The organism is Acinetobacter sp. NBRC 110496 (genome assembly GCF_000876115.1).
Lineage (GTDB): Bacteria > Pseudomonadota > Gammaproteobacteria > Pseudomonadales > Moraxellaceae > Acinetobacter.
Genome location: NZ_BBTF01000005.1, coordinates 68,803 through 88,159, shown reverse-complemented (window position 1 = coordinate 88,159; position 19,357 = coordinate 68,803). Strand labels below are relative to the sequence as shown.

At 42.0% G+C, this 19,357-nt stretch carries 18 protein-coding genes and 1 pseudogene; 12 read left to right on the top strand and 7 right to left on the bottom strand.

Going from position 1 to position 19,357, the window contains the following annotated elements; all coding sequences use genetic code 11:
• The first annotated feature begins 8 nt into the window (after positions 1–8).
• Together Aba26S_RS04460 and Aba26S_RS04455 are read left to right on the top strand one after the other, a co-directional pair.
• The gene (locus Aba26S_RS04460) at positions 9–1,649 is read left to right on the top strand and encodes a thiamine pyrophosphate-binding protein (RefSeq protein WP_043970201.1); all 1,641 of its coding nucleotides are present in this window, start codon (positions 9–11) and stop codon (positions 1,647–1,649) included.
• Between the two features lie 149 nt (positions 1,650–1,798).
• Positions 1,799–2,992, top strand: a complete 1,194-nt coding sequence (locus tag Aba26S_RS04455) for a hypothetical protein (protein ID WP_043970199.1) — start codon at positions 1,799–1,801, stop codon at positions 2,990–2,992.
• Between the two features lie 69 nt (positions 2,993–3,061).
• Here Aba26S_RS04455 and Aba26S_RS04450 read toward each other — a convergent pair whose 3' ends face one another.
• Positions 3,062–4,057 (bottom strand): AraC family transcriptional regulator, encoded by a 996-nt coding sequence (locus tag Aba26S_RS04450; protein ID WP_043970196.1) that lies wholly within the window; start codon positions 4,055–4,057, stop codon positions 3,062–3,064.
• A 363-nt stretch (positions 4,058–4,420) separates the two neighbouring features.
• On the opposite strand from Aba26S_RS04450, the pseudogene Aba26S_RS21330 reads away from it, so the two are divergent.
• A pseudogene (locus Aba26S_RS21330) lies at positions 4,421–4,608 on the top strand (cyclohexanone monooxygenase); the annotation flags it as partial.
• Between the two features lie 124 nt (positions 4,609–4,732).
• Here Aba26S_RS21330 and Aba26S_RS04445 read toward each other — a convergent pair.
• The 3 genes from Aba26S_RS04445 to Aba26S_RS04435 form a co-directional block, all read right to left on the bottom strand.
• Positions 4,733–5,662, bottom strand: coding sequence for a metal-dependent hydrolase (locus Aba26S_RS04445; protein WP_005240803.1), 930 nt, complete (start codon positions 5,660–5,662; stop codon positions 4,733–4,735).
• Positions 5,652–6,515, bottom strand: a complete 864-nt coding sequence (locus tag Aba26S_RS04440; RefSeq protein WP_005240805.1) for an alpha/beta fold hydrolase — start codon at positions 6,513–6,515, stop codon at positions 5,652–5,654. Before Aba26S_RS04440 ends, Aba26S_RS04445 begins: the two co-directional genes overlap by 11 nt.
• A gap of 181 nt (positions 6,516–6,696) precedes the next feature.
• Positions 6,697–7,554, bottom strand: coding sequence for a LysR family transcriptional regulator (locus Aba26S_RS04435; RefSeq protein ID WP_043970194.1), 858 nt, complete (start codon positions 7,552–7,554; stop codon positions 6,697–6,699).
• A 169-nt stretch (positions 7,555–7,723) separates the two neighbouring features.
• Here Aba26S_RS04435 and Aba26S_RS04430 point away from each other — a divergent pair, with 169 nt between their 5' ends.
• From Aba26S_RS04430 to Aba26S_RS04420, 3 genes are read left to right on the top strand one after another with little or no spacing between them, the layout of a single operon-like run.
• Positions 7,724–8,398: an ankyrin repeat domain-containing protein gene (locus Aba26S_RS04430; protein ID WP_043970192.1), complete on the top strand. Its 675-nt coding sequence runs from the start codon at positions 7,724–7,726 to the stop codon at positions 8,396–8,398.
• A 13-nt stretch (positions 8,399–8,411) separates the two neighbouring features.
• Positions 8,412–8,873 carry a nucleoside deaminase gene (locus Aba26S_RS04425; RefSeq protein ID WP_005240810.1) on the top strand — a complete coding sequence of 154 codons (462 nt, stop codon included), beginning with the start codon at positions 8,412–8,414 and terminating at the stop codon, positions 8,871–8,873.
• Between the two features lie 19 nt (positions 8,874–8,892).
• Positions 8,893–10,068, top strand: a complete 1,176-nt coding sequence (locus tag Aba26S_RS04420) for a cyanate transporter (RefSeq protein WP_043970189.1) — start codon at positions 8,893–8,895, stop codon at positions 10,066–10,068.
• 106 nt (positions 10,069–10,174) lie between these two features.
• Here the strand turns inward: Aba26S_RS04420 and thiM are convergent, their stop codons facing one another.
• Both thiM and Aba26S_RS04410 read right to left on the bottom strand, forming a co-directional pair.
• Entirely contained in the window at positions 10,175–10,990 is an 816-nt protein-coding gene (gene thiM, locus Aba26S_RS04415) for a hydroxyethylthiazole kinase (RefSeq protein WP_043970188.1), read from the bottom strand.
• A gap of 24 nt (positions 10,991–11,014) precedes the next feature.
• Entirely contained in the window at positions 11,015–12,175 is a 1,161-nt protein-coding gene (locus tag Aba26S_RS04410; protein WP_043970186.1) for a hypothetical protein, read from the bottom strand.
• 372 nt (positions 12,176–12,547) lie between these two features.
• Here Aba26S_RS04410 and Aba26S_RS04405 point away from each other — a divergent pair, with 372 nt between their 5' ends.
• Together Aba26S_RS04405 and Aba26S_RS04400 are read left to right on the top strand one after the other, a co-directional pair.
• On the top strand, positions 12,548–13,024 hold the full coding sequence (locus Aba26S_RS04405; RefSeq protein ID WP_043970183.1) for a DUF2147 domain-containing protein: 477 nt from the start codon (positions 12,548–12,550) through the stop codon (positions 13,022–13,024).
• Between the two features lie 216 nt (positions 13,025–13,240).
• Complete coding sequence (locus Aba26S_RS04400) at positions 13,241–13,714, top strand: DUF2147 domain-containing protein (protein ID WP_043970181.1); 474 nt, start codon at positions 13,241–13,243, stop codon at positions 13,712–13,714.
• A gap of 60 nt (positions 13,715–13,774) precedes the next feature.
• On the opposite strand, the gene Aba26S_RS04395 is transcribed toward Aba26S_RS04400, so the two are convergent.
• Positions 13,775–14,032: a hypothetical protein gene (locus Aba26S_RS04395; RefSeq protein WP_005053401.1), complete on the bottom strand. Its 258-nt coding sequence runs from the start codon at positions 14,030–14,032 to the stop codon at positions 13,775–13,777.
• A 338-nt stretch (positions 14,033–14,370) separates the two neighbouring features.
• Here Aba26S_RS04395 and pepN point away from each other — a divergent pair, with 338 nt between their 5' ends.
• From pepN to Aba26S_RS04375, 4 genes are all read left to right on the top strand, one after another.
• Complete coding sequence (pepN, locus tag Aba26S_RS04390) at positions 14,371–16,977, top strand: aminopeptidase N (RefSeq protein ID WP_043970174.1); 2,607 nt, start codon at positions 14,371–14,373, stop codon at positions 16,975–16,977.
• 111 nt (positions 16,978–17,088) lie between these two features.
• Positions 17,089–17,775 carry a dienelactone hydrolase family protein gene (locus tag Aba26S_RS04385; protein WP_043970345.1) on the top strand — a complete coding sequence of 229 codons (687 nt, stop codon included), beginning with the start codon at positions 17,089–17,091 and terminating at the stop codon, positions 17,773–17,775.
• A 64-nt stretch (positions 17,776–17,839) separates the two neighbouring features.
• The gene (locus Aba26S_RS04380; protein ID WP_005240820.1) at positions 17,840–18,277 is read left to right on the top strand and encodes an RDD family protein; all 438 of its coding nucleotides are present in this window, start codon (positions 17,840–17,842) and stop codon (positions 18,275–18,277) included.
• 331 nt (positions 18,278–18,608) lie between these two features.
• Entirely contained in the window at positions 18,609–19,313 is a 705-nt protein-coding gene (locus Aba26S_RS04375) for a hypothetical protein (protein ID WP_005240821.1), read from the top strand.
• Positions 19,314–19,357 lie beyond the last annotated feature (44 nt).

The window sequence follows — 19,357 nt, the reverse complement described above, 5'->3', positions numbered from 1 at the left end:
ATATAGCAATGACAGAACGTGTAAATGTCGGCGAAGCCATCGCCCGTGTTTTAGAAGCACACCAAGTAGACAGTATTTATGGGGTGATCTTGATCCATAACTTACCGATTGCCGATGCAGTCGGTCGCCGTGAAAAAATCCGTTTTGTGGCGGCACGTGGTGAAGCAGGTGCGGTCACTATGGCAGATGGTCATTCACGCTTTAAAGGACTGGGTGTGGCGCTCACCAGTACGGGTGCAGGTGCAGGTAATGCAGTTGGTTCACTGATTGAAGCCATGAATGCAGGCAGTCCAGTGTTGCATTTAACTGGACAATTGGAGCGTGAATATCTAGATCGTGATGCCAGCTTTATTCATGAAACTAAAGATCAGCTGACCTTCTTACGTGCATCCAGCAAAGCGGCATTTCGTATTACCAGCCCGGACAATGCGGTGGGAGTGATTCGTGAAGCGATTCGTGTAGCAACGACAGTACCGATGGGACCAGTCAGTGTTGAGTTACCGATTGATGTGCAAGCAGCAGAAATCGATTTGCCGCTGAACTTAGGGCCAGTAAAAGCGCTTGAATTGCCACAAGCTGAACAGATCGAAGTCGACTTAATCGTCGAAGAACTGAAAAAAGCCAAACGCCCGGTGTTTTGGATCGGTGGTGGGACGTTGAATAGTGTTGCGGAAGTTAAAGCCATCGCTGATCTCGGCATTCCTGTGGTGTCATCAACACATGCACGTGGCGTATTGGCCGATGATCATCCTCGTAGTTTAGGCGCATTCCATAACTCGGCTGGTGTTGAACAATTACTTAAAGATGCTGATCTATTGGTGGTGGTGGGTTCACGCTTACGTAGTAATGAAACCAAAACCTATTCCGTGCAGTTCCCTGACAATATTATCCAGATTGATGCCAATCCTGTCGCACAACAGCGTAATTACAAAGTTCGTAATTTCATCTGTGGAGATGCCAAAGATGTGTTGCAACGCGTATTGACAGGCTTGCAAGGTATCTCAAAAGTCGACGCAGATTATGATGCAGCAGTGGTTCAGGCTAAACAGGCCGCGATTGATGCTTTACGCAAGCAACTGGATCAATATGCCTTGATCTGTGATCACTTACGTGCCGCATTACCGCAAGATGGTATTTTTGTACGTGACATTACCATGTCAGGCAGTACTTGGGGCAGCCGTTTATTCCCAGTACAGGCGCCAAACCAGAATATTCACTCTCTAGCAGGCGCCATTGGTCTAGGTCTGGCCACTGCGATTGGTGCGTCGATTGCTAATCCTGACAAGAAAGTGATTGGCTTGGTTGGTGATGGCGGTTTGATGTTAGGCATTGGCGAAATTGCCACCATGGCGCAAGAAAATACCAATATGGTGCTGATGATCATGAATGATGGTGGTTATGGCGTAATGCGCGGTATTCAGAAAAATTACTTCGGTGGTCGCCAGTATTTCAATGAATTGCATACCCCAGACTACAAAGTCTTAGGTGAAGCAATGGGTGTGAAGAGCTGGAAAGTGGGTAGTGCGGATGAATTCAAGACCGTAATTCAGGAAGCGGTTGATTTTAAAGGTCCAAGCGTGATTGAACTGGATATGCATTCAATTGGGCCATTGAACTTTGCAGGTCCACCACAGAAAAAATTGTACTAATCCTACTGATCATTGGCAGTCCGTACTGATGTGAAGACCGCTTTATGGGCAAATTTTTTTGCCCATAAAACGATAAAAACTATGTTTTATAGGTAAAACAAAAAAGCTAGCCAACAGGATCGTTGGAACAAAAACCAAGGAATCAAGAGATGAAAAAGACCTCTATAGCCATGCTATGTGCTGCATTTTATTTGGGTAGCAGTGCAAATGTATTTGCACAAAGCTCAGCCCTAGAATGGAAAAGTGAAGACAGCAAGGATTCAGTACAAGTCGGCGGTGTGGTACGACTCAATCAGCGTTATGAAAATTGGCAAGGGGCCAATGGTGGATTTGGTAAACTGTATTTCGATATTTTTCGGGTGGATGTAAAAGGCAAATTTGACGATGCCTATTTTAATGCCAGTTATTTATTTCAAGATCAGGAAAAACGTTCGGTTGAGAAAGCCTATGTCGGTTATAACCTAGATGAAAATAACAGTATAGAAGCAGGTTTTGTCTATAAGCCCTTTGCCATTTATCCTTATCCGCAAAATGGCTGGACTTATCATATTCCATTCTTCTTGGGTTATGGCAATAACATTGCACCTGGTTTGAACTGGAACTTTCATAACAAGGATTGGGATGTGAAACTGGGCTATTATCCGCAAATGCTGGAGACCAACCTTCGTTATTCACCTGAAAGCGCCACCTATGATGATCTGAGGAACAATGCATTTCCAAACCAGAAAGCCTATCAAAATGAAAAGCGGCATCAATTGAATACGCGTATTGTACGTAAGCTGGAAACCGAATTCGGTAAGCAAGAGTTTGGTGTATCGGGGGCTATTGCACAATTGCATAATAAAACGACCGATAAAAATGGTCAGTATTATGCGGTCGGTTTGCACACGGATAATAATTACAAACGTTTTAATTTACAAAGCTCTGTGATTCATTACCAATATGATGCCAAAAATCCAGAAGGGATCAATAATGACATGACCTTGATGGGGAATAATGGTTTTACCCCTGCCTATTTCATTGCATCCGAAGCCACCGTCGCCAGTTTAAACTTGGCTTATACCTTACCCGTACAGGATATGGGCAAACTCAAAGCCATCCGTTTTTATAATGACTATAGTTATATGGACAAGAAACGTGCTGATTGGTCAGCTTCACAAATGAATACCACTGGGATGATGTTTATTGCTTCGCCGTTTATGGTGTGGGCAGATTATAGCTGGGGTAAAAACGCCAATATTATTGGGGGTGCATCCAATGCAACGGGGTTTACCTCAACTGTTTCGCCGTATAGTGACCAATGGCTCTACCGCATCAATTTAAATATTGGATTTAGCTTCTAAATTTTCAATCAGTGCTTTTTTGAAGGGGTGAGTCATATTGATGATTCATTCTTTTGGTTTTTGTAGGTGCTAGGCAAGCTGATTTTTTCGATATTCTGACGGGGTTTGGTGTTCCCACTGTTTAAAGGCCCGGCTAAAAGCACTTTGTTCTGCATAACCCAGTAACAGCGCAATTTCAGTGAGTGACAGCTCTGATTTGAGTAAATAGCTTTTAGCCAGTTCTAAACGAATGCTTTTTACCAGATCACTATACTGCAAATGATAGCTACTTAACTTACGATAAAAACTTCTTAACGATAGATTCATCTGTTTGGCGATATGCTCCGCCGAGGGTTCACCCATCTTGAGCATATTCACGATGAGCAACTGTAAGTCTTTTAAAAAGGTATCAGGATTTGGAATGCTCTTTAGCAAGGCTTCAGCCTGCTGATCCAACAGTTTTTTAAGATGTGGATCGTGACTAGGGATTGGAAAATGCAGAATCTCCAGCGGAAGCCATAATCGTAATATTTCTGAATCAAAACTGACAGGGCAACCATAAATTTGCAGATAAGGTGTGGTATCGGCAGGTGCAACAGCAGAGAACTCAATCTTTAAAGGCTGAATATCTGGTCGGTGTAAAATCTTTCGAATGGTACTCAATACACCAGAAAGCAATACTTCATTTGAAAGCTGAGAGTTTTTATGCACCACGGGTGTCCAGCACATACAGAAGCGATCTTCTTTCTGCACAATAGAAAATGAAGCTGAATTTTGTAAAAGGGGCTGGAAGTTTTTAAAACAATTCAAGAAACTGAGTAGATGAGGGCTGGATAAGGCCAAGTAGCCTAAAATATGAATATGATGCGGCTCTGAGAGTTCACCAATATAATGTCCTAACACAGGCGTTGGGTGTTGCTGGTGGATTTCTTCAAGCAAGTTCCACCATTTGTGTAAGGGCATTCTCGGTTGATTGGCGTACTGTTGAGTAAGTTGATTGAGCTGATGACTCGAAATATTCTGTTGCTGTAAATATTTATTGATGAGTTCTAATAGAACGGATGGAATACTTGGAAGATCAGTCATAATTGCTCTGCTAATTTCGAAGCCAAATCCTTTAACCCAATTAAAGATAAATCATTGCAGCATGATGCAGTTGATTTATAAGTTATCTTAACTTATTCAATTCAATCTCTGTGTATCATCAAAGGACAGAATCATGGACTTTGGTCTCTATATCTATGGTTAAAAAATTAATCAATTAAAACATGATTTAATCATTCATTCATTTGACTTTGATTCTTTTAAGATGATATTTCAGGTCAAATTTTAGGGCTGAATGTTAATACTTTCCAGAGAGATATCTTTGCGTCGGTGTAGATAGGATTGAAACATTGAACTAAAAAGGTTTTATGATTTGAGAGTAGAAGATCTCAGCGTTAAATCAAGATTGAGCTGAAACAGCAAAAAATCAATAATTTTATTATTGTTGAAAAATCAAATGAAGTGGATGGCGTTTGGCGGGAAAATACCTATCCTGGCTGTGAATGTGATGAGCCATCTTTGATTTATTCCTATTCATTTGCACCGCATCCGAACTAGTTCATATTTTCGTGAAACAAATAGAGACTTGGCAATCGTTATAGCTTTCATCGCTAAAACCTTAAAAAAGTTTATATTGATAGGGCTTCTATCTTGAATTCTGTTAAAACAAAAAAAGGCACATCATGTGCCTGGAAGTGGAAGGAATAATTGAGTGACTTAGCAAACCCGAAGTTGGGTTAGGGCTTTGACCGCAGGGGAGTTATTGATGACTTGCAAGGCTTTTAAAGTATCGCCTTCATAATATGGGTGATAGCTCGGTTTCAGCCAATGTTTTAAACTAAAGACCACCGAGAAAAAGCTTGGTACCTGTTTGCTACGGGCATTTTCAATTGCCATTTGAGCTAGGGAACGGAGCAGACCATAATTTTGATAGCGTTTGGTTTGAGTATCTTGTCGAGCAAGTTCCTTAAAGCATTGATAGATGGCAAAAGTAAATCCCGGTGCGACCGCCAGCATGATCATTTGGCGTTGTAAGTAGGCAAAGATTTTATTTTCTTCACCACATAAGTGCATATAGAGATCAAAAGCTACACTTCGATGCTCAACTTCTTCTGCCAAATGCCAAGTCATCAGATCAGACATCATTTTATCAGCAGTTTTATTTTGCCAAGGTTGGTTTTCGAGGCACCAAGTTCCCAGCATCGTTGTAAAATGTTCAGCCGCAGCTGCGATACCGATGCGCATTGTGAGCCAACGATATGCCAGAGTACTGGATAAGGTTAAGCCAAAAGGTGCAACATTAATTTGTTTAAAGATATTGTCTAAAGATACAAGAAATTCATCAATATCATAATTATAGTGACGTAAATAATCTTGAGCGACCTTGTGTGCGGAGGCATGGTGCGCTTCTTGATGGACAAAACCTTTTACATCGGCACGAAGCTTTTCATCTTTGACATAAGGTAAGGCTTCATTAAATGAGCGGCACATCCAGAGTTCGCCCACAGGTAAAATCAAATGCACTGCATTAACTAAATGAGTGGCAAAAGGATTGTCATAGATCCAATATTCTGGTGTATTGCTAAAATCGAATTGCACACGGCGCTGTTCAAGATAGTGATTTTCCAGTCGTTGTTTAGGATGCATAGTGTTCTCCCTCATTCACGGCATTGATAAAATAATGGCTAAGTTGCTCGGCATTCTGGGCAGGAATCCAATGTGTGGCATCCAGATAAATTTCCTGATATGCGCCAGTAAAAAACTGTTTATTCAACTGTACGCTTTTCTTACCAACTGCAATATCTTTATTGCCCCAGATAAATAAGGTAGGGACTTTTACCTTGTTAAAGGTCGAGTTGAAAGGTGCGAGTGGCATACTGCGATACCAGTTGATTGCTGTGCCGATGCGATTTTCTTGAATGAAATACTGCTGAAAATCCCTGATTTGTTCCGCATTCATCCCTGAGTTTTTTAGCAATAGCCGACTCAGTGATTTGGCCCGTTTAAACAGCAGTTCAGGAATAAAGGGCAATTGGAAAAAGCCAATATAGTACGAGCTAAAGATTTGCGTACTGCTAAGCATGGATTTCAGAAATGCCCCAGTATGTGGAACCGAGACCAATGTGAGATGCTTGACTAGATTGGGGAATTGCTGGGCCAATTCGCAGGCGACAATTGAACCCCAATCATGGCCAATGACGTATACTGGTTGGCCTAATAAATCGATGAAGGCTTTGACATCAGCAACCAGCTCTCCAATAGCATACTGAAAACGACCTTTGGGTGAGGCTGTTAGGCTGTAGCCTCGTTGTTCAATCGCAAACGTTCGAAAGTTTTGTTGATTGAGAATGGTGCTGGTGGCTTGCCAACTTTGTGCAGTCTCGGGGAAACCATGCAAAAGAATGACGGGTTTACCATCGATTGGACCCGAATCAATCACATTAAAAATCAGGTGATTACGATCATACTGGCGGTATCGTTTTTCTGTCTGTTTTGTCATGCTGATCTACTTGTCAAAGCTGCCTATTTCAATCGATAGTAATCAGCGCTATTGGTATAGTCTTGACAGTAAATCAGGTGTTTTAACTTTTTGTGCCATGTCATCTATTTTTGGCACATCTAGCATAAGGCTTGGCACATAATGACGCATTGCCTGAGCTGTTAGGTGATTTGAGCACAAATCATTCACGTTGTGATGCTTCAAAACGGTTGCTGAGTACGCTCGTCATTTGTGCTAAAAGATCAAACACCAGACCATCTTTATCCCAGGCATAGATCGCAACAGTCATTGCTTGAGCTTTACCCAAGGGCAAATATTCCTGTACTCGATGGCCTTTGGTGGTCGCTACAGGCAAGAGTGATAAACCCAGACCAGTTTCAACACCGACTAATACACTGGCTAAACTATTGCTGGTAAAGGCGATATAGCCATGTAGGCGCTCACGTTCAATCCGTTCAAACATTTCATCACGATAGAGCCCACCTTGTGGGAAGGTCACCAAGGGTAGTGGATCAGACCAATCCCCGCCATGATCAATACTTTCAAACCACGCCATTTCTTCGGGGAAACAGGCATGATGATCAGAACTGGCCGCAGTTTCTTTGACAATCACAATATCAAGTTGTGCATTGCGATAACGTTCCATCAAATCGCGGCTGAGTCCTGCAGTCACATCTAGCCGTACCGTACGGTGTTGTTTGCTAAAGGCACTTAAGGCCAAAGCCATATCACTATTCATAATATCTTCAGGCAAACCAATCCGAATTGGAATCGTGCCTGATGGATCGCTCAAAATCATCAGTGCTTCTTGTTGCAGGGCTAAAATCCGCCGTGCGTAGCTAATCAGATATTCACCTGAACTGGTCAGTTGTAAGGGGCGCGCATTACGGTCAATCATGCTCTTACCTACAGATTCCTCTAGTCGGGCGAGTTGTTGGCTGATTGTAGATTGTGTCATATGCAAATGTTCAGCAGCTAAAGTAAAGCTTCCTGCTTCATAAATACTGACGAAGGCACGAAGCAAGCGTGGATCAAACATATCGACTTACCCTTGAGGCAGTGGAATTTGGTGGTGTTGTTTATATGGTATTTATAATCTTAATAGATTTTATTAAATAATTTAATTTTTAAATAGAAATGAAGCTGATTATCCTAGTCATAGTGTTTATTTGTCATCTAATAACTTCGGCTGAGCCAAGGAGGATTTTATGCACAAATCATTATTATCGGTTATTTGTACGATGGCATTGACTGCATGCAGCCATGCGAGTTCGGGAGATGCGATGCAAGAAGATGCCTTACATACGGCGGCGGCACGCAATAATGTAGCACAAATCCAGCAGTTGCTTGCTCAAAATATTCAGATTGATGCCCGTGATGCCTCTGGTTCTACCGCTTTACTGGTTGCAACGCGTGCCAATAATCTCGATGCCGCACAAGCCTTGATGAATGCAGGTGCAGATGTCAATGCCAAAGATCGAATGCAGGATAGTGCTTATCTCTATGCAGGAGCGCGTGGTTATCTAAAAATATTAAAGCTCACGTTAAAGCATGGTGCTGATTTGAAAAGTACCAACCGCTATGGTGGCACAGCATTGATTCCTGCGGCTGAACGTGGCCATGTGGATACGGTTCGTACCCTGATTGACGCGGGTGTGGATGTCGATCATATCAATAACTTAGGCTGGACCGCTTTATTGGAAGCGATCATTTTAGGCAATGGTACGCAACCTTATCAACAGATTGTCGATGTGCTGATTGCAGCAGGGGCGAATGTCAATATTCCTGATGCTGATGGGATTACGGCACTCGAACATGCGCATGCACGTGGTTATAGCCATATCGAAAAAGCGTTACTGCGTGCAGGCGCAAAAGCAAAATAATTGGAGTATAGACGTGCAACAGAATACCGATTTTCTACGTCAGGCCATTGAACTGGCTTATCAAAATTGCGAGCAAGGTGGACGGCCGTTTGGTGCAATCTTAGTGAAAGATGGCCAAGTGATTGCGTCAGGTGTCAATGAAATATTGAAAAGTAATGATCCAACCGCACATGCAGAACTCTTGGCAATACGTGCCGCAAGCCAGCAATTGGGGACAGCCAATTTGGACGGTTGTGTTGTATTTGCCAGTGGGCAGCCTTGTCCTATGTGTATGGCAGCGATGCGTATGGCGGGCATTAGTGGCGTGACTTATGCACATTCCAATGAAGATGCTGAAGCCTATGGTTTGTCAACGGCTGCGATCTATGCTGACTTAGCCAAACCCTTTGCAGAGCAGTCGATGACAATCCGTTATGTGCCTGTACGCATTGAAACAAAGCCGGACTTGTACCGCTATTGGCAATCCATTACATGATTGATGTGCAGCTAAAACCATGAATAGGATAAATCAGCGATCTTTTTTGATTATAACCGTTGCTTTGGTGGGATTGAACCTTCGACCATTCATGACCAGTATTGGGCCCGTTGCCAATCAGATTCGAGCAACGACTGGATTGAGTTTACAAGGCATTGCACTATTAACTCTAGTGCCAATGGTGCTGATGGGGCTGATTGCTTTTATTGGGCCTGTAATACAGCGTGCGATTGGAGAACGGCGTGTCATTCTCGGGGCCTTAGGGCTGATTTGCTTAGGGTGTGGCTTGCGTTTCATTGTACCTAATGGATGGGCTTTAATTGGAACGGCAGCCATTATTGGTTTTGGTGTGGCGGTAGTTCAAGCAGCTTTTCCAAGTCTGATAAAAAGAGAATTCCATGCCCATCTAAGCCCGATGATGGGGCTTTATTCAGCGACGTTGATGGGCGGAGGAGCGCTTGGTGCTCTCATTGCACCAGTAGTAACAAATAGTAGCGGTAACTGGAAAATCGGGCTGGCTATTTTTGTTTTGCCTGCATTACTTGCTCTTGTATTTGCAAGTTGCTTTTTGACTGAAGCAGCGCGGCAGCATAATAAAATGCCTTCAATATTAACCCTGTTAAAACAGCCAAGAACTTGGCTGCTGATCTGTTGTTTTGGTTTAATCAATGGTGGCTATAGCTCGATTGTGGCTTGGCTGGCACCTGCTTTCCAAGCACAGGGCTGGACAGCAACTGCGAGTGGTAATTTGATGGCTGTGTTAACACTCAGCCAAGCGGCAGCCGCATTGCTATTGCCTTATTTATCCCGTAACAATCGAGATCGCCGTATTTGGATTGCGATCACCTTGATCTTGCAGTTGATTGGCTTTTCAGGCTTGGCCTTTTTTGCAGATGCTTTGCCTTATCTCTGGGCGATTACCGTGGGAGCGGGCTTAGGCGGATGTTTTGCCTTGCTGATGATTGTAGTGCTCGATCATTTAGCTGACCCAACGCATGCGGGACAACTTTCAGCTTTGATGCAGGGTGGTGGCTTTCTATTGGCGGCGCTTGCGCCATGGTGGGTTGCAGTACTGCATGGTATGACGGACACATATCGTGCAGGATGGATTTGGCATATATTGATGGTCGTGATTGTTGCGGGGTTGATGATTCGTCTAAACCCTCGGCATTATGACAAGGTTATCCGTCTTTAGCTCAGAAAAGACAATCAGCAGATTGCTCATTCAGCCCCAGAATAAACAGACATATCAGTGATGTGTTTGTTTATTCTGTACATATGAATATTGTGGAATGAAATACTTAAATGATTTCAATATCGACATATTGCTGAATCAGGTTGTCATCCAGCATATGCACATAATCTAAAAAGGCCACATGAAAGCTGCCAACGGTTTGCGCATGCTCATAAGCCAGTTTACCAGCAATGGCAAAATGAATGTGTGAGGCAAGTGCAGCGATGGTTGGATGACTGACTGAATGATAGGCTGCGGTTAATGCGCCTAAGGCACACCCTGTTGCGGTAATTTTGGGTTGTAAATGACAGCCACCATTGACTTGAATCACCGCATCGAATTGTTTAGAGATGATGAAGTCTGATTCACCTGAAATTGCAACACATTCAGTGTGCTGCAATAGGCTTTTGGCTTGTGCATAAACCTCATGACTATTTAAAGTGCTATCGACACCTTTAGATTGGATTTGGCTGCCCGCTAAGGTACTGATCTCCGAAGCATTGCCGCGAATAATGCTGGGTTGGAATGTTAACAGTTGATCGACCGTTGCACTGCGCCATTTTAACACTGCACCATAACCGACAGGGTCAAGTACCCAAGGCACTTGCTGCTGTTGAGCCGTTTGAGCTGAAATCAACATGGCTTGGGTCTGTTCACTGGTGGGTGTACCCAGGTTGATACTTAAGGCGGCACTGATTTTAGTGAAATCTTCGGCTTCAAATGGATTATCAATCATGGCAGGAGATGCACCTGCTGCCAGTAAGATATTTGCCACATAATTGTTGGCAACGCTATTGGTCATGCATTGCACTAAAGGCGTTTGTTGTTGTAAGGCACGCCAAGCTTCGATGACTTGATCAATCAGTTGTTGTTTGTGTGACATGACATATCCTGAATAAGGTCTTTATTAGCGAGTGAAATAATGATCTTGATGCTTACATTGACGGCAAATTAATGACACATAATCTTCGGCATCATAATCCACAATTAAGTCATTTGAACCGCAATACATGCATCGCTTAACCGAGTAGAAACTTAAGCGAGGTTCGATTTTTCGCCAAGACTTCCAGACTGGCTGAATAAAAATGCTCTCGTCATAACCCAAAAATTTAAACAGCAGCACTTCACTCATTTTACTAAATGGAATGGTGTAAGGTCTGGGTAAGGTCGTGGTTTCCCAACGTTCAGTTAAGGCGCGCTCACGATATTGTTCCAATGTCTTTTTTAATAAATTGGTATTAATGAATTTATCATTTCTTGGCTGTAAGGCATTCTGTTTATGCAGATATTCTAATGCAGTTTGAATCAAATAAAAAATTTGGCCAACAGCGAGACCTTCCATTAAACGGTAGCAAAAAGCTTGGAATGGGCGGCTACCTGCAATCTGGATGCCCCAAGTTCGACAATAGAACTGCATGAATTGTACAATTTCTTGGTAAAGCACAAGATAGAGGGCATCCTTGACCTCATCGGTGTTTTTAAAGGGAATTCCTAGACTCAGGTTTTCATAAAACCAGTGCCGCAATTGTTGGGTGACACTAAACAGACTCGGGTCAGAATAGCCATCCAGTCGAACATTCAAATAAAAATGTTCAGTTTCCAAGTTACTATCTTGTGACTTAAATACCCCGAGTTTCAGTAATTCTTGAACTAAATGATTCTGGAACAAATAGTTGGGTGTAAATTCTCGATATTTAATATTCTGCCAATGAATCAGCTCATCATGCTGTATGTCTTCGCGTGCATAGTTATCTAGCAGGCTGAGCAAAAATAATTTATGTAAAAAACTCAGTTGATTCAGACTATAAATGACCTCGTCTTTAACTTTGTTCTTTCGCTGTTCTTGTAAAATGGTCTGCTGGGTTTGTTTTTTCCGTTGAGCGGTGCATTGAGCACAATGGCAATTCAGTTTGCTGTCACTTTTAAAGACACGGTGCTGACAGTGGCTGCATTCGTGGAATTGAAATTCTTGATTGTACTGTTCTGCCTCAATCCAGTACATCGACGCGCGGCACAACGGGCAATGGCTACTTTCATCTAACTGTTTTTGTAGAATCTGTAAATCCATCGATTTGAAACCTGCGACCATTAAAAACAGAATTATACATGCTGTATCTGTAGAGTGATGCAAAGTTTACAGCGAGATCAAAATTATAGGTGAGATTGTAGACACTCAAAGAGGTGAAGCTTCATACACTCTAGGCAATCTAATCGTTGCTGAGATGCGGAACACTGTCTGAGTTTCTGCTTAAGGTCGAATCTTAAAGTGGATTTGTATGTGTAGTGCCAAGCCATAATCATTAATTAAAAATTCTGAGAATTAATTAAAATTTTGTTTGATTTTAAGTAATTAAATGACCTTTTGTTGTGTTGACTGTTTCTGAACATTCGTATAAAAATGAAGTCATAGACGGATCGGTTTTGCATTACGGAGTTGATTATGCAAAAAAACACACTCATGAAAGGAATCATGGGCATCTCTTTCACTGTACTCACGACACTTAGTTTTGCTTCAACCCCAGAAGGATTTTGGAAAAGTATTGATGATCGTACAGGGGAGCAGCTTTCAATCGTGGAAATTAAAAAGAAACCCGATAATACCTATACAGGAACGATTGTCTATCGTTATCCCGTTCCTGGCGGTGCGACAGTATTGACCCATTGTGTTAAATGTCCTGAACCATTTAAAAATAAGCCAATTCTCGGATTGCAAATTGCGTGGGGGCTAAAAGAAGATCCGAAAAATCCGAATCAATATATTGATGGTCGAGTTCTTGAGCCTAAAACAGGTAATATTTATAAGGGTAAGGCGCAATTGAGTGCCGATGGCAAGCGTCTGCGCATGCGGGGGTATATGGGAATTTCAGCACTTGGACGTACTCAAGTCTGGATTCGAACCGACAGCGCGAATCCTTAACGGATTCAATCGTTCTTTAGAAAGCCTAAACGACCTGTTTGGGCTTTTTTATTTGTACTAAACAATAACGATTATTGTTTAAAGCTCAGCAAATAGATAACTCATTTCTTATACAAATGAACGCTAGCGTACAGTGTAACTTATTAAAAAGTGTGATAATTTCCGTGCATTAAACCTATAACGATGAATAGGTTTCTTTTTTTAGACGGGGTTAATATGCTAAATCGTATGCTCATGAACGGAATCATGGGACTCACTATTGCTTGTGCAAGCGCAACGACTTTTGCAGCTTCAATTGAGGGCTACTGGAAAAGTATCGAAGAACGAACAGGTGAGCAACTCTCAATCGTAGAAATCCGTAAAGGAAATGACGGCCGTTATCATGGGAAGATTGTTTATCGTTATCCAAACTCACACGGCATTGCACTGACCAATTGTACTAAATGTGCAGCACCCAATACCAATAAACCGATTCTAGGTCTAGAGATTTTATCAGGCTTTAGGGAAGATCCAGATAAGCCGGATTCTTATATTGATGGTCGAGTATTGGAGCCGACATCTGGCCGTATCTATAAAGGCAAAGGCGTGGTAACAGGCGAAGGTAAACGTTTACGTATGCGTGGTTATATGGGCGTTTCAGCATTGGGCCGTACAGTCGTCTGGTTGCGTACCGATAACGCGACCCCTTAATCAAATAGTTATAAAAAAAACCTCGAAATCGCTTCGAGGTTTTTTGGTTAAAGTGAATGATTAAACTGGGCATGGTAAGTTTTCGTCCTCCTGACCGATTTTTTTTGCAGCAATGAGTGCTTGTACTTTTTTACTCGGTAATTTTTCTTTACCAAGCGCGTCATAGGTGTTCACGATATTGGTCACTTCTAATGCGGTCAATTCAATTCCTTCTGCAGTTAAAAAAACGGAAATGACATGATGATCCACGCCTGCTTTTGCTAGATCGTGAATCGCCTTGATATTTTCTAAACGATATAAGTGTGCTTTTAATTCCATCGTCATACCCTCACATGTTTTATTGTATTACCTACATTGGCATATAAACTTAAGCAATAACCGTGCACAAAATGTAAAACGCCAGAAAAAATGTAAGTTGAGCGATAAAACCCCTTCGATTCTGTAGCATTTATTTAAGAATGGAAAACCATGTTGTAATTTTGTCTAAACGGCACGTGATTTGCTCAATAAATTTGAAAAGATGAAAAGTAAACCCAATAAAATTCTTAAAACTGGTACGTGGCTCTAAAGACAGCTTTTGTAAGTTGGCGTATGATCGACTCATCAAGAGTCTTGCCAACAAGACCATCCGACATGATGAAAGATAAGGAATACTGATGAATATTGCGGCGCAGCCCCCTGTACAGGCAGATCAAACCATTTATTTAAAAGACTATCAAAAGCCTTCATTCTTGGTTGAATCCATCAATCTGGATATTCAGGTTTATGATGATCATACCGTTGTTGATTCTACACTGGTGATGAAACGTCAGACAGCAGGTGCATTGGTTCTGTTAGGTCGTGATCTGGAACTCAAATCAATTCAACTTAATGGTCAGACGCTGAGTGCCGAGCAATATGATCTGGACAGTGAACAATTGGTGATCACTGATGCACCAGATCAGGTCATTCTACAAACGCAAGTGATCATTCATCCTGAGTCGAACACTCAGCTTGAAGGTCTATACAAGGCAGGGGATTTATTTGTCACTCAAAATGAACCTGAAGGTTTCCGTAAAATTACCTTCTATCCAGATCGCCCAGATGTGCTTGCTGAATTTACAACGCGAGTAGAAGCAGACAAGAAATATCCAGTATTGCTTGCAAACGGGAACTTATTGGAAACGGGTGAGGCTGGAGAGGGCCGTCATTTTGCGATCTGGCAAGATCCAACCAAAAAACCGAGCTATTTATTTGCCTGTGTGATTGGTGATTTAGCAGTATTGAAAGATCGTTATACAACTTCCGAAGGCCGTGATGTTGCTTTGGAGATTTATGCGATTGAAAAAGATATCCCAAAATGTCACATCGCGATGGAAGCCCTAAAGCATTCAATGCGCTGGGATGAAGAACATTATGGGCGTCCTTACGATCTCGATAACTATATGATCGTGGCAGTAAGTCAGTTCAACATGGGGGCAATGGAGAACAAAGGTTTAAATATCTTTAATACCTCTTGTGTACTTGCCGATGAAGAATACACCACTGATGCTGCGATTATGCGAGTCCAGTCGGTGATTGCACATGAATACTTTCACAACTGGACAGGCAACCGGATTACCTGTCGTGACTGGTTCCAGTTGTGCTTAAAAGAAGGTTTAACGGTTTTTCGTGATCAGTCTTTCTCTGAAGACTTACAATCAGCGGCCGTACAACGCATAGATGATGTGGCCGTGTTAAAGTCGCATCAATTCCCGGAAGATGCAGGTCCATTGTCGCATCCACCACGCCCAGATCATTTTGTTGAAATCAACAACTTTTATACTGCTACGGTGTATGAGAAGGGTGCTGAAATCAATCGCATGATGGCTACTTTATTGGGCAAAGAAAAATACCGTCAAGGGACTGATGAATATTTCCTGCGTCATGACGGGCAAGCGGTCACAGTGGAAGACTGGGTGGCTGCATTAAGTGCAGGTTCTGGTGTGGATCTCTCTAATTTCCTGACTTGGTATAACCAGCCAGGGACGCCAAAGTTAGAAGCCAAAGGTGAATATAATGCTGCGGCACAGACTTATCGTCTAAGCTTCAAACAAAGCTTGAAAGCACATCCAAAATATCCAAACCTTAAAGCAGTGCCAATTCCTGTGGCCTTGGCTTTATTTAATGCTAATACGGGTGAGCAATATACTTTGCACAGCATAGACCTGTTTGTGAATCAGGTCAAAGATGGGGTGTATTTATTTGATCAAGATGAAGCAACAATTGAATTTACAGGGGTAACCGAGCAACCTGTCGTTTCCTTATTGCGTAATTTCTCGGCACCTGTGAATTTGGTATTTGACTATTCCGATGACGATCTGGCTTTTCTAATTCAGCATGAAACCAATGGTTTTAACCAATGGCAAGCCACACAAACCTTATTGGAACGGATTTTATTAGACGATCATAAGGCAGATATTTATATTCAGGCGATTAAAAATACCTTGCCTGAATTAGTGAATCAAGATCCGTTACTGGCATCGCGTTTATTTGATGTACCAAGTGAAAACTACTTGGGCAGCCGTATTGATCAGGACTATGAACCCGAACTGATTCGTGAAAAACGTGAAGCGGTACTGGATCGTTTAGCGCGTGAGTTGGGCTCATTCTGGAAAGACACCTATTTAGCCCTTGATCCAGCGCAACAGAAAGAGTTTTCTTTGGCAATGGGCGTGCGAGCATTGAAAAATATCATGCTCAACATGCTGGCACGTCAAGGTGATGAATCGGTCTTTGAGTTGGCTTATGCGCAATATCAACAAACGGGCAATATGTCTGAGCGTTTAGGGGCCTTACGTGTTTTGGTGTGGAACGATGCACCACAAGCGCAAGCAGCGCTCGCTGATTTCTATAACCGTTTTAAAGATGAAGCCTTATCTTTAGACCAATGGTTTAGTATCCAGGCATCGAACCCGTGTGCAACAGCAGAAACAATTGAGTATCTGACCAAACATGCCGATTATGATTTGGGAACACCGAATCGTATCCGTGCAGTGAGTGGTGGTTTGGCAGCAAACCCAGTCAATACCTGGAGTTTTGGTGTTGATCATTTCATCGAGCTTGCCGCTTATCTGGATGAGAAAAATCCAATTTTGGGTTCTCGATTATTGCAAGTATTGTCACGTTGGTACACCTTGGCTGAACCACAACGTAGCCAAGTGCAACAGGCACTTAAAGGCCTACAGCCTAAAGTAAAATCGAAAAATGTGGCAGAGACTTTGAACAGTTTATTAAGTATTTAACCAGCTGATTGAATGAATGTAAAAAGGATGTCGTCAGACATCCTTTTTTATTTGACAATTGATATTGTCACAAATAGGATGAAAATCATTCGAACGCAACGGATGACTGCAATGGAAATAAAAACAATCACATTACCGACACGTCAAATTGAAGTTGAAGTGTATGCACCTGCTCAAACCTTAGAAAAAGCACCTGCCATATTATTGCTGCATGAGTTATTCGGTATTTTAGATGTCTATCGAGAAGATGCCCAAGATTTGGCGGATCGTGGCTATTTGGTCTATGTCCCTAACTTATTTAGTGGTGGCGCAGTCAAATATTGTATTCGTGCTATGGTAAATAAGGCAGGACGAACCAATGCTGCGGATAGTGGGGTGAATCAGGAAATTCATGTATTACTGGATGCATTAAAAGCAGATCCACGGTCAAATGGACGTTTGGGGATGTTGGGGCAATGTCTTACAGGCGGCTATGTCATTCAGATGGCCAAACGAGACGATATGTTGGCGCCTGTGGTGTATCACCACTCATTAGGGATTGAAGGAGCAGGCGTACCGAAAAAAGAATCTTTAGATCAAGTTCGTATTTTACAAGGACATTGGTCTACGGTTGATCCATTTTGTCCAGCGACCAAACGCAATCAACTTATTCAACAATTGGGTGATCGTGTGGAAGCCTATACCTATAATATGCCGCATGGTTTTCGTAGCGTGAGTCGCGGTATGCCGGAAGCACAAGTGGTTTGGCAACGAACTATTGATTTTTTTGAGCGAGAATTACAACAAAAGATAATATAAATAAATGCTGCAACAGGTTATTATTTATTAATATTTTATAGAAATAATCAAAGAGAGGGGAAATATGTCTCAACAATATGAGTATGCGGGTTTCTGGATACGTGTTGGCGCAGCAATTATTGATTCGATCATTATCATTGTCGCATTAATTCCTTTAACCATGATCTTTGGGGGTGGTGATACTACTGTTGCCTCAGATGGGTTCTCATCATTCCAGTTTATGTCTACATGGGATTGGGTGTGGCAAATCATCACAGCAGCTTTTTACATTTTTTGCTGGATTAAATTCGCAGGAACGCCAGGTAAACGTTTACTTCGATTAAAAGTCTTGGATGAAAAAACAGGAGAAAAGATTAGTGTTGGGCAAGGGATTATTCGCTACATTGGTTATATTCCAGCTACATTAGTATTTTTTATTGGTTTAATTTGGGTTGCATTTGACTCCAAGAAACAGGGTTGGCATGACAAAATGGCCAAAACAGTAGTAGTGAGAGAGCTTTAAGCAATAAAACCTTGTCGCACTGAATTGTGTGTTGCAATAAAAAATTCATGAAAAGGGGCTTGTTAATCTAATAACTTCCCCTATAATGCCGATGAGTTTATTCAACGGAGATCCTAAATGGGAAGTTGTTCGAGGTTCGGGTTTAATTATCTTTTAAACCAAAGCGAATACTGAGCAAGTTAGCCTTTTAGGTCGGCTATCTTGCAAGGAGATAGCTTTGATAAAATGTATATAATTATTCCCTGACTTATAAAATTTTTACGTATTAGCAAAAATTTATTGTATTGACTACAGCCCGTTTAGTTTCCCACCTAAAAATGGGGAGAAGCCTATGTTTTTACACGCTTCCATTCAATGGTATTATACCCTCAGCGTATTTTTACTCTGTGGGGTATTGCTGCTCGCTCAAAAGAGCAAGGCAGATCCACTGTTAAATACAGATGATGCTTCAATAACCGCAGCACATCATTGTCAATTAGAATCGTCATATCTATTTTTAAAGGGCGGAGCCAGTTCCTATCAGATTACGCCAGCCTGTAATCTAGGCCAAAATTTTGAAGTCTCGCTTGGCTATCATGCGACCCAAGATCTGGATAATGTGCATGGTTTTTCTGTTCAAGCGAAAACTGTCTTAAAGCCAATGAGTAACCACTGGGGTGTTGCTACCAGCCTGATGTTGTCACGTGATGAACAATCTAAACAGCGCTCCGATCTAGATTGGTTTTTCAACGTACCGATGAGTTTTAATCTGATTGATCAACGCTTGGGCCTCAATACCAATATTGGTTATCAGGATGGTCCGGATCATGTCGGTTTAATCCGTTGGGGAGTTGCGACCAATTACTCTTTATCCGACCGTTTCGCCATAAGCGCAGAAACCTATAATCAAGACCGTCAATCACCCTTTGTGCAAGCTGCTGTGAATTACAGCCTCATTCCAAATATCCTCGTATTAGAAGCTTCAATCGGCGAACGTCTAAATGCCTTTCGACAGAGATGGTTTGGGCTTGGGTTAAGTTTTACCCCTTCATTCTAAGAATGCTCAACTTCTTTATTTCCTAAATTTATATTTTTTCAATC

Excerpts from the sequence above, each read along its gene's own strand:
- Aba26S_RS04440 (WP_005240805.1), bottom strand. The coding sequence starts at position 6,515 with ATGACAAAACAGACAGAAAAACGATACCGCCAGTATGATCGTAATCAC.
- Aba26S_RS04385 (WP_043970345.1), top strand. The coding sequence starts at position 17,089 with ATGGAAATAAAAACAATCACATTACCGACACGTCAAATTGAAGTTGAA.
- Aba26S_RS04380 (WP_005240820.1), top strand. The coding sequence starts at position 17,840 with ATGTCTCAACAATATGAGTATGCGGGTTTCTGGATACGTGTTGGCGCA.
- Aba26S_RS04450 (WP_043970196.1), bottom strand. The coding sequence starts at position 4,057 with ATGACTGATCTTCCAAGTATTCCATCCGTTCTATTAGAACTCATCAAT.
- Aba26S_RS04400 (WP_043970181.1), top strand. The coding sequence starts at position 13,241 with ATGCTAAATCGTATGCTCATGAACGGAATCATGGGACTCACTATTGCT.
- Aba26S_RS04430 (WP_043970192.1), top strand. The coding sequence starts at position 7,724 with ATGCACAAATCATTATTATCGGTTATTTGTACGATGGCATTGACTGCA.
- Aba26S_RS04420 (WP_043970189.1), top strand. The coding sequence starts at position 8,893 with ATGAATAGGATAAATCAGCGATCTTTTTTGATTATAACCGTTGCTTTG.
- Aba26S_RS04460 (WP_043970201.1), top strand. The coding sequence starts at position 9 with ATGACAGAACGTGTAAATGTCGGCGAAGCCATCGCCCGTGTTTTAGAA.
- Aba26S_RS04455 (WP_043970199.1), top strand. The coding sequence starts at position 1,799 with ATGAAAAAGACCTCTATAGCCATGCTATGTGCTGCATTTTATTTGGGT.
- Aba26S_RS04395 (WP_005053401.1), bottom strand. The coding sequence starts at position 14,032 with ATGGAATTAAAAGCACACTTATATCGTTTAGAAAATATCAAGGCGATT.
- Aba26S_RS04405 (WP_043970183.1), top strand. The coding sequence starts at position 12,548 with ATGCAAAAAAACACACTCATGAAAGGAATCATGGGCATCTCTTTCACT.
- Aba26S_RS04410 (WP_043970186.1), bottom strand. The coding sequence starts at position 12,175 with ATGGATTTACAGATTCTACAAAAACAGTTAGATGAAAGTAGCCATTGC.
- Aba26S_RS04375 (WP_005240821.1), top strand. The coding sequence starts at position 18,609 with ATGTTTTTACACGCTTCCATTCAATGGTATTATACCCTCAGCGTATTT.
- pepN (WP_043970174.1), top strand. The coding sequence starts at position 14,371 with ATGAATATTGCGGCGCAGCCCCCTGTACAGGCAGATCAAACCATTTAT.
- Aba26S_RS04445 (WP_005240803.1), bottom strand. The coding sequence starts at position 5,662 with ATGCATCCTAAACAACGACTGGAAAATCACTATCTTGAACAGCGCCGT.
- thiM (WP_043970188.1), bottom strand. The coding sequence starts at position 10,990 with ATGTCACACAAACAACAACTGATTGATCAAGTCATCGAAGCTTGGCGT.
- Aba26S_RS04435 (WP_043970194.1), bottom strand. The coding sequence starts at position 7,554 with ATGTTTGATCCACGCTTGCTTCGTGCCTTCGTCAGTATTTATGAAGCA.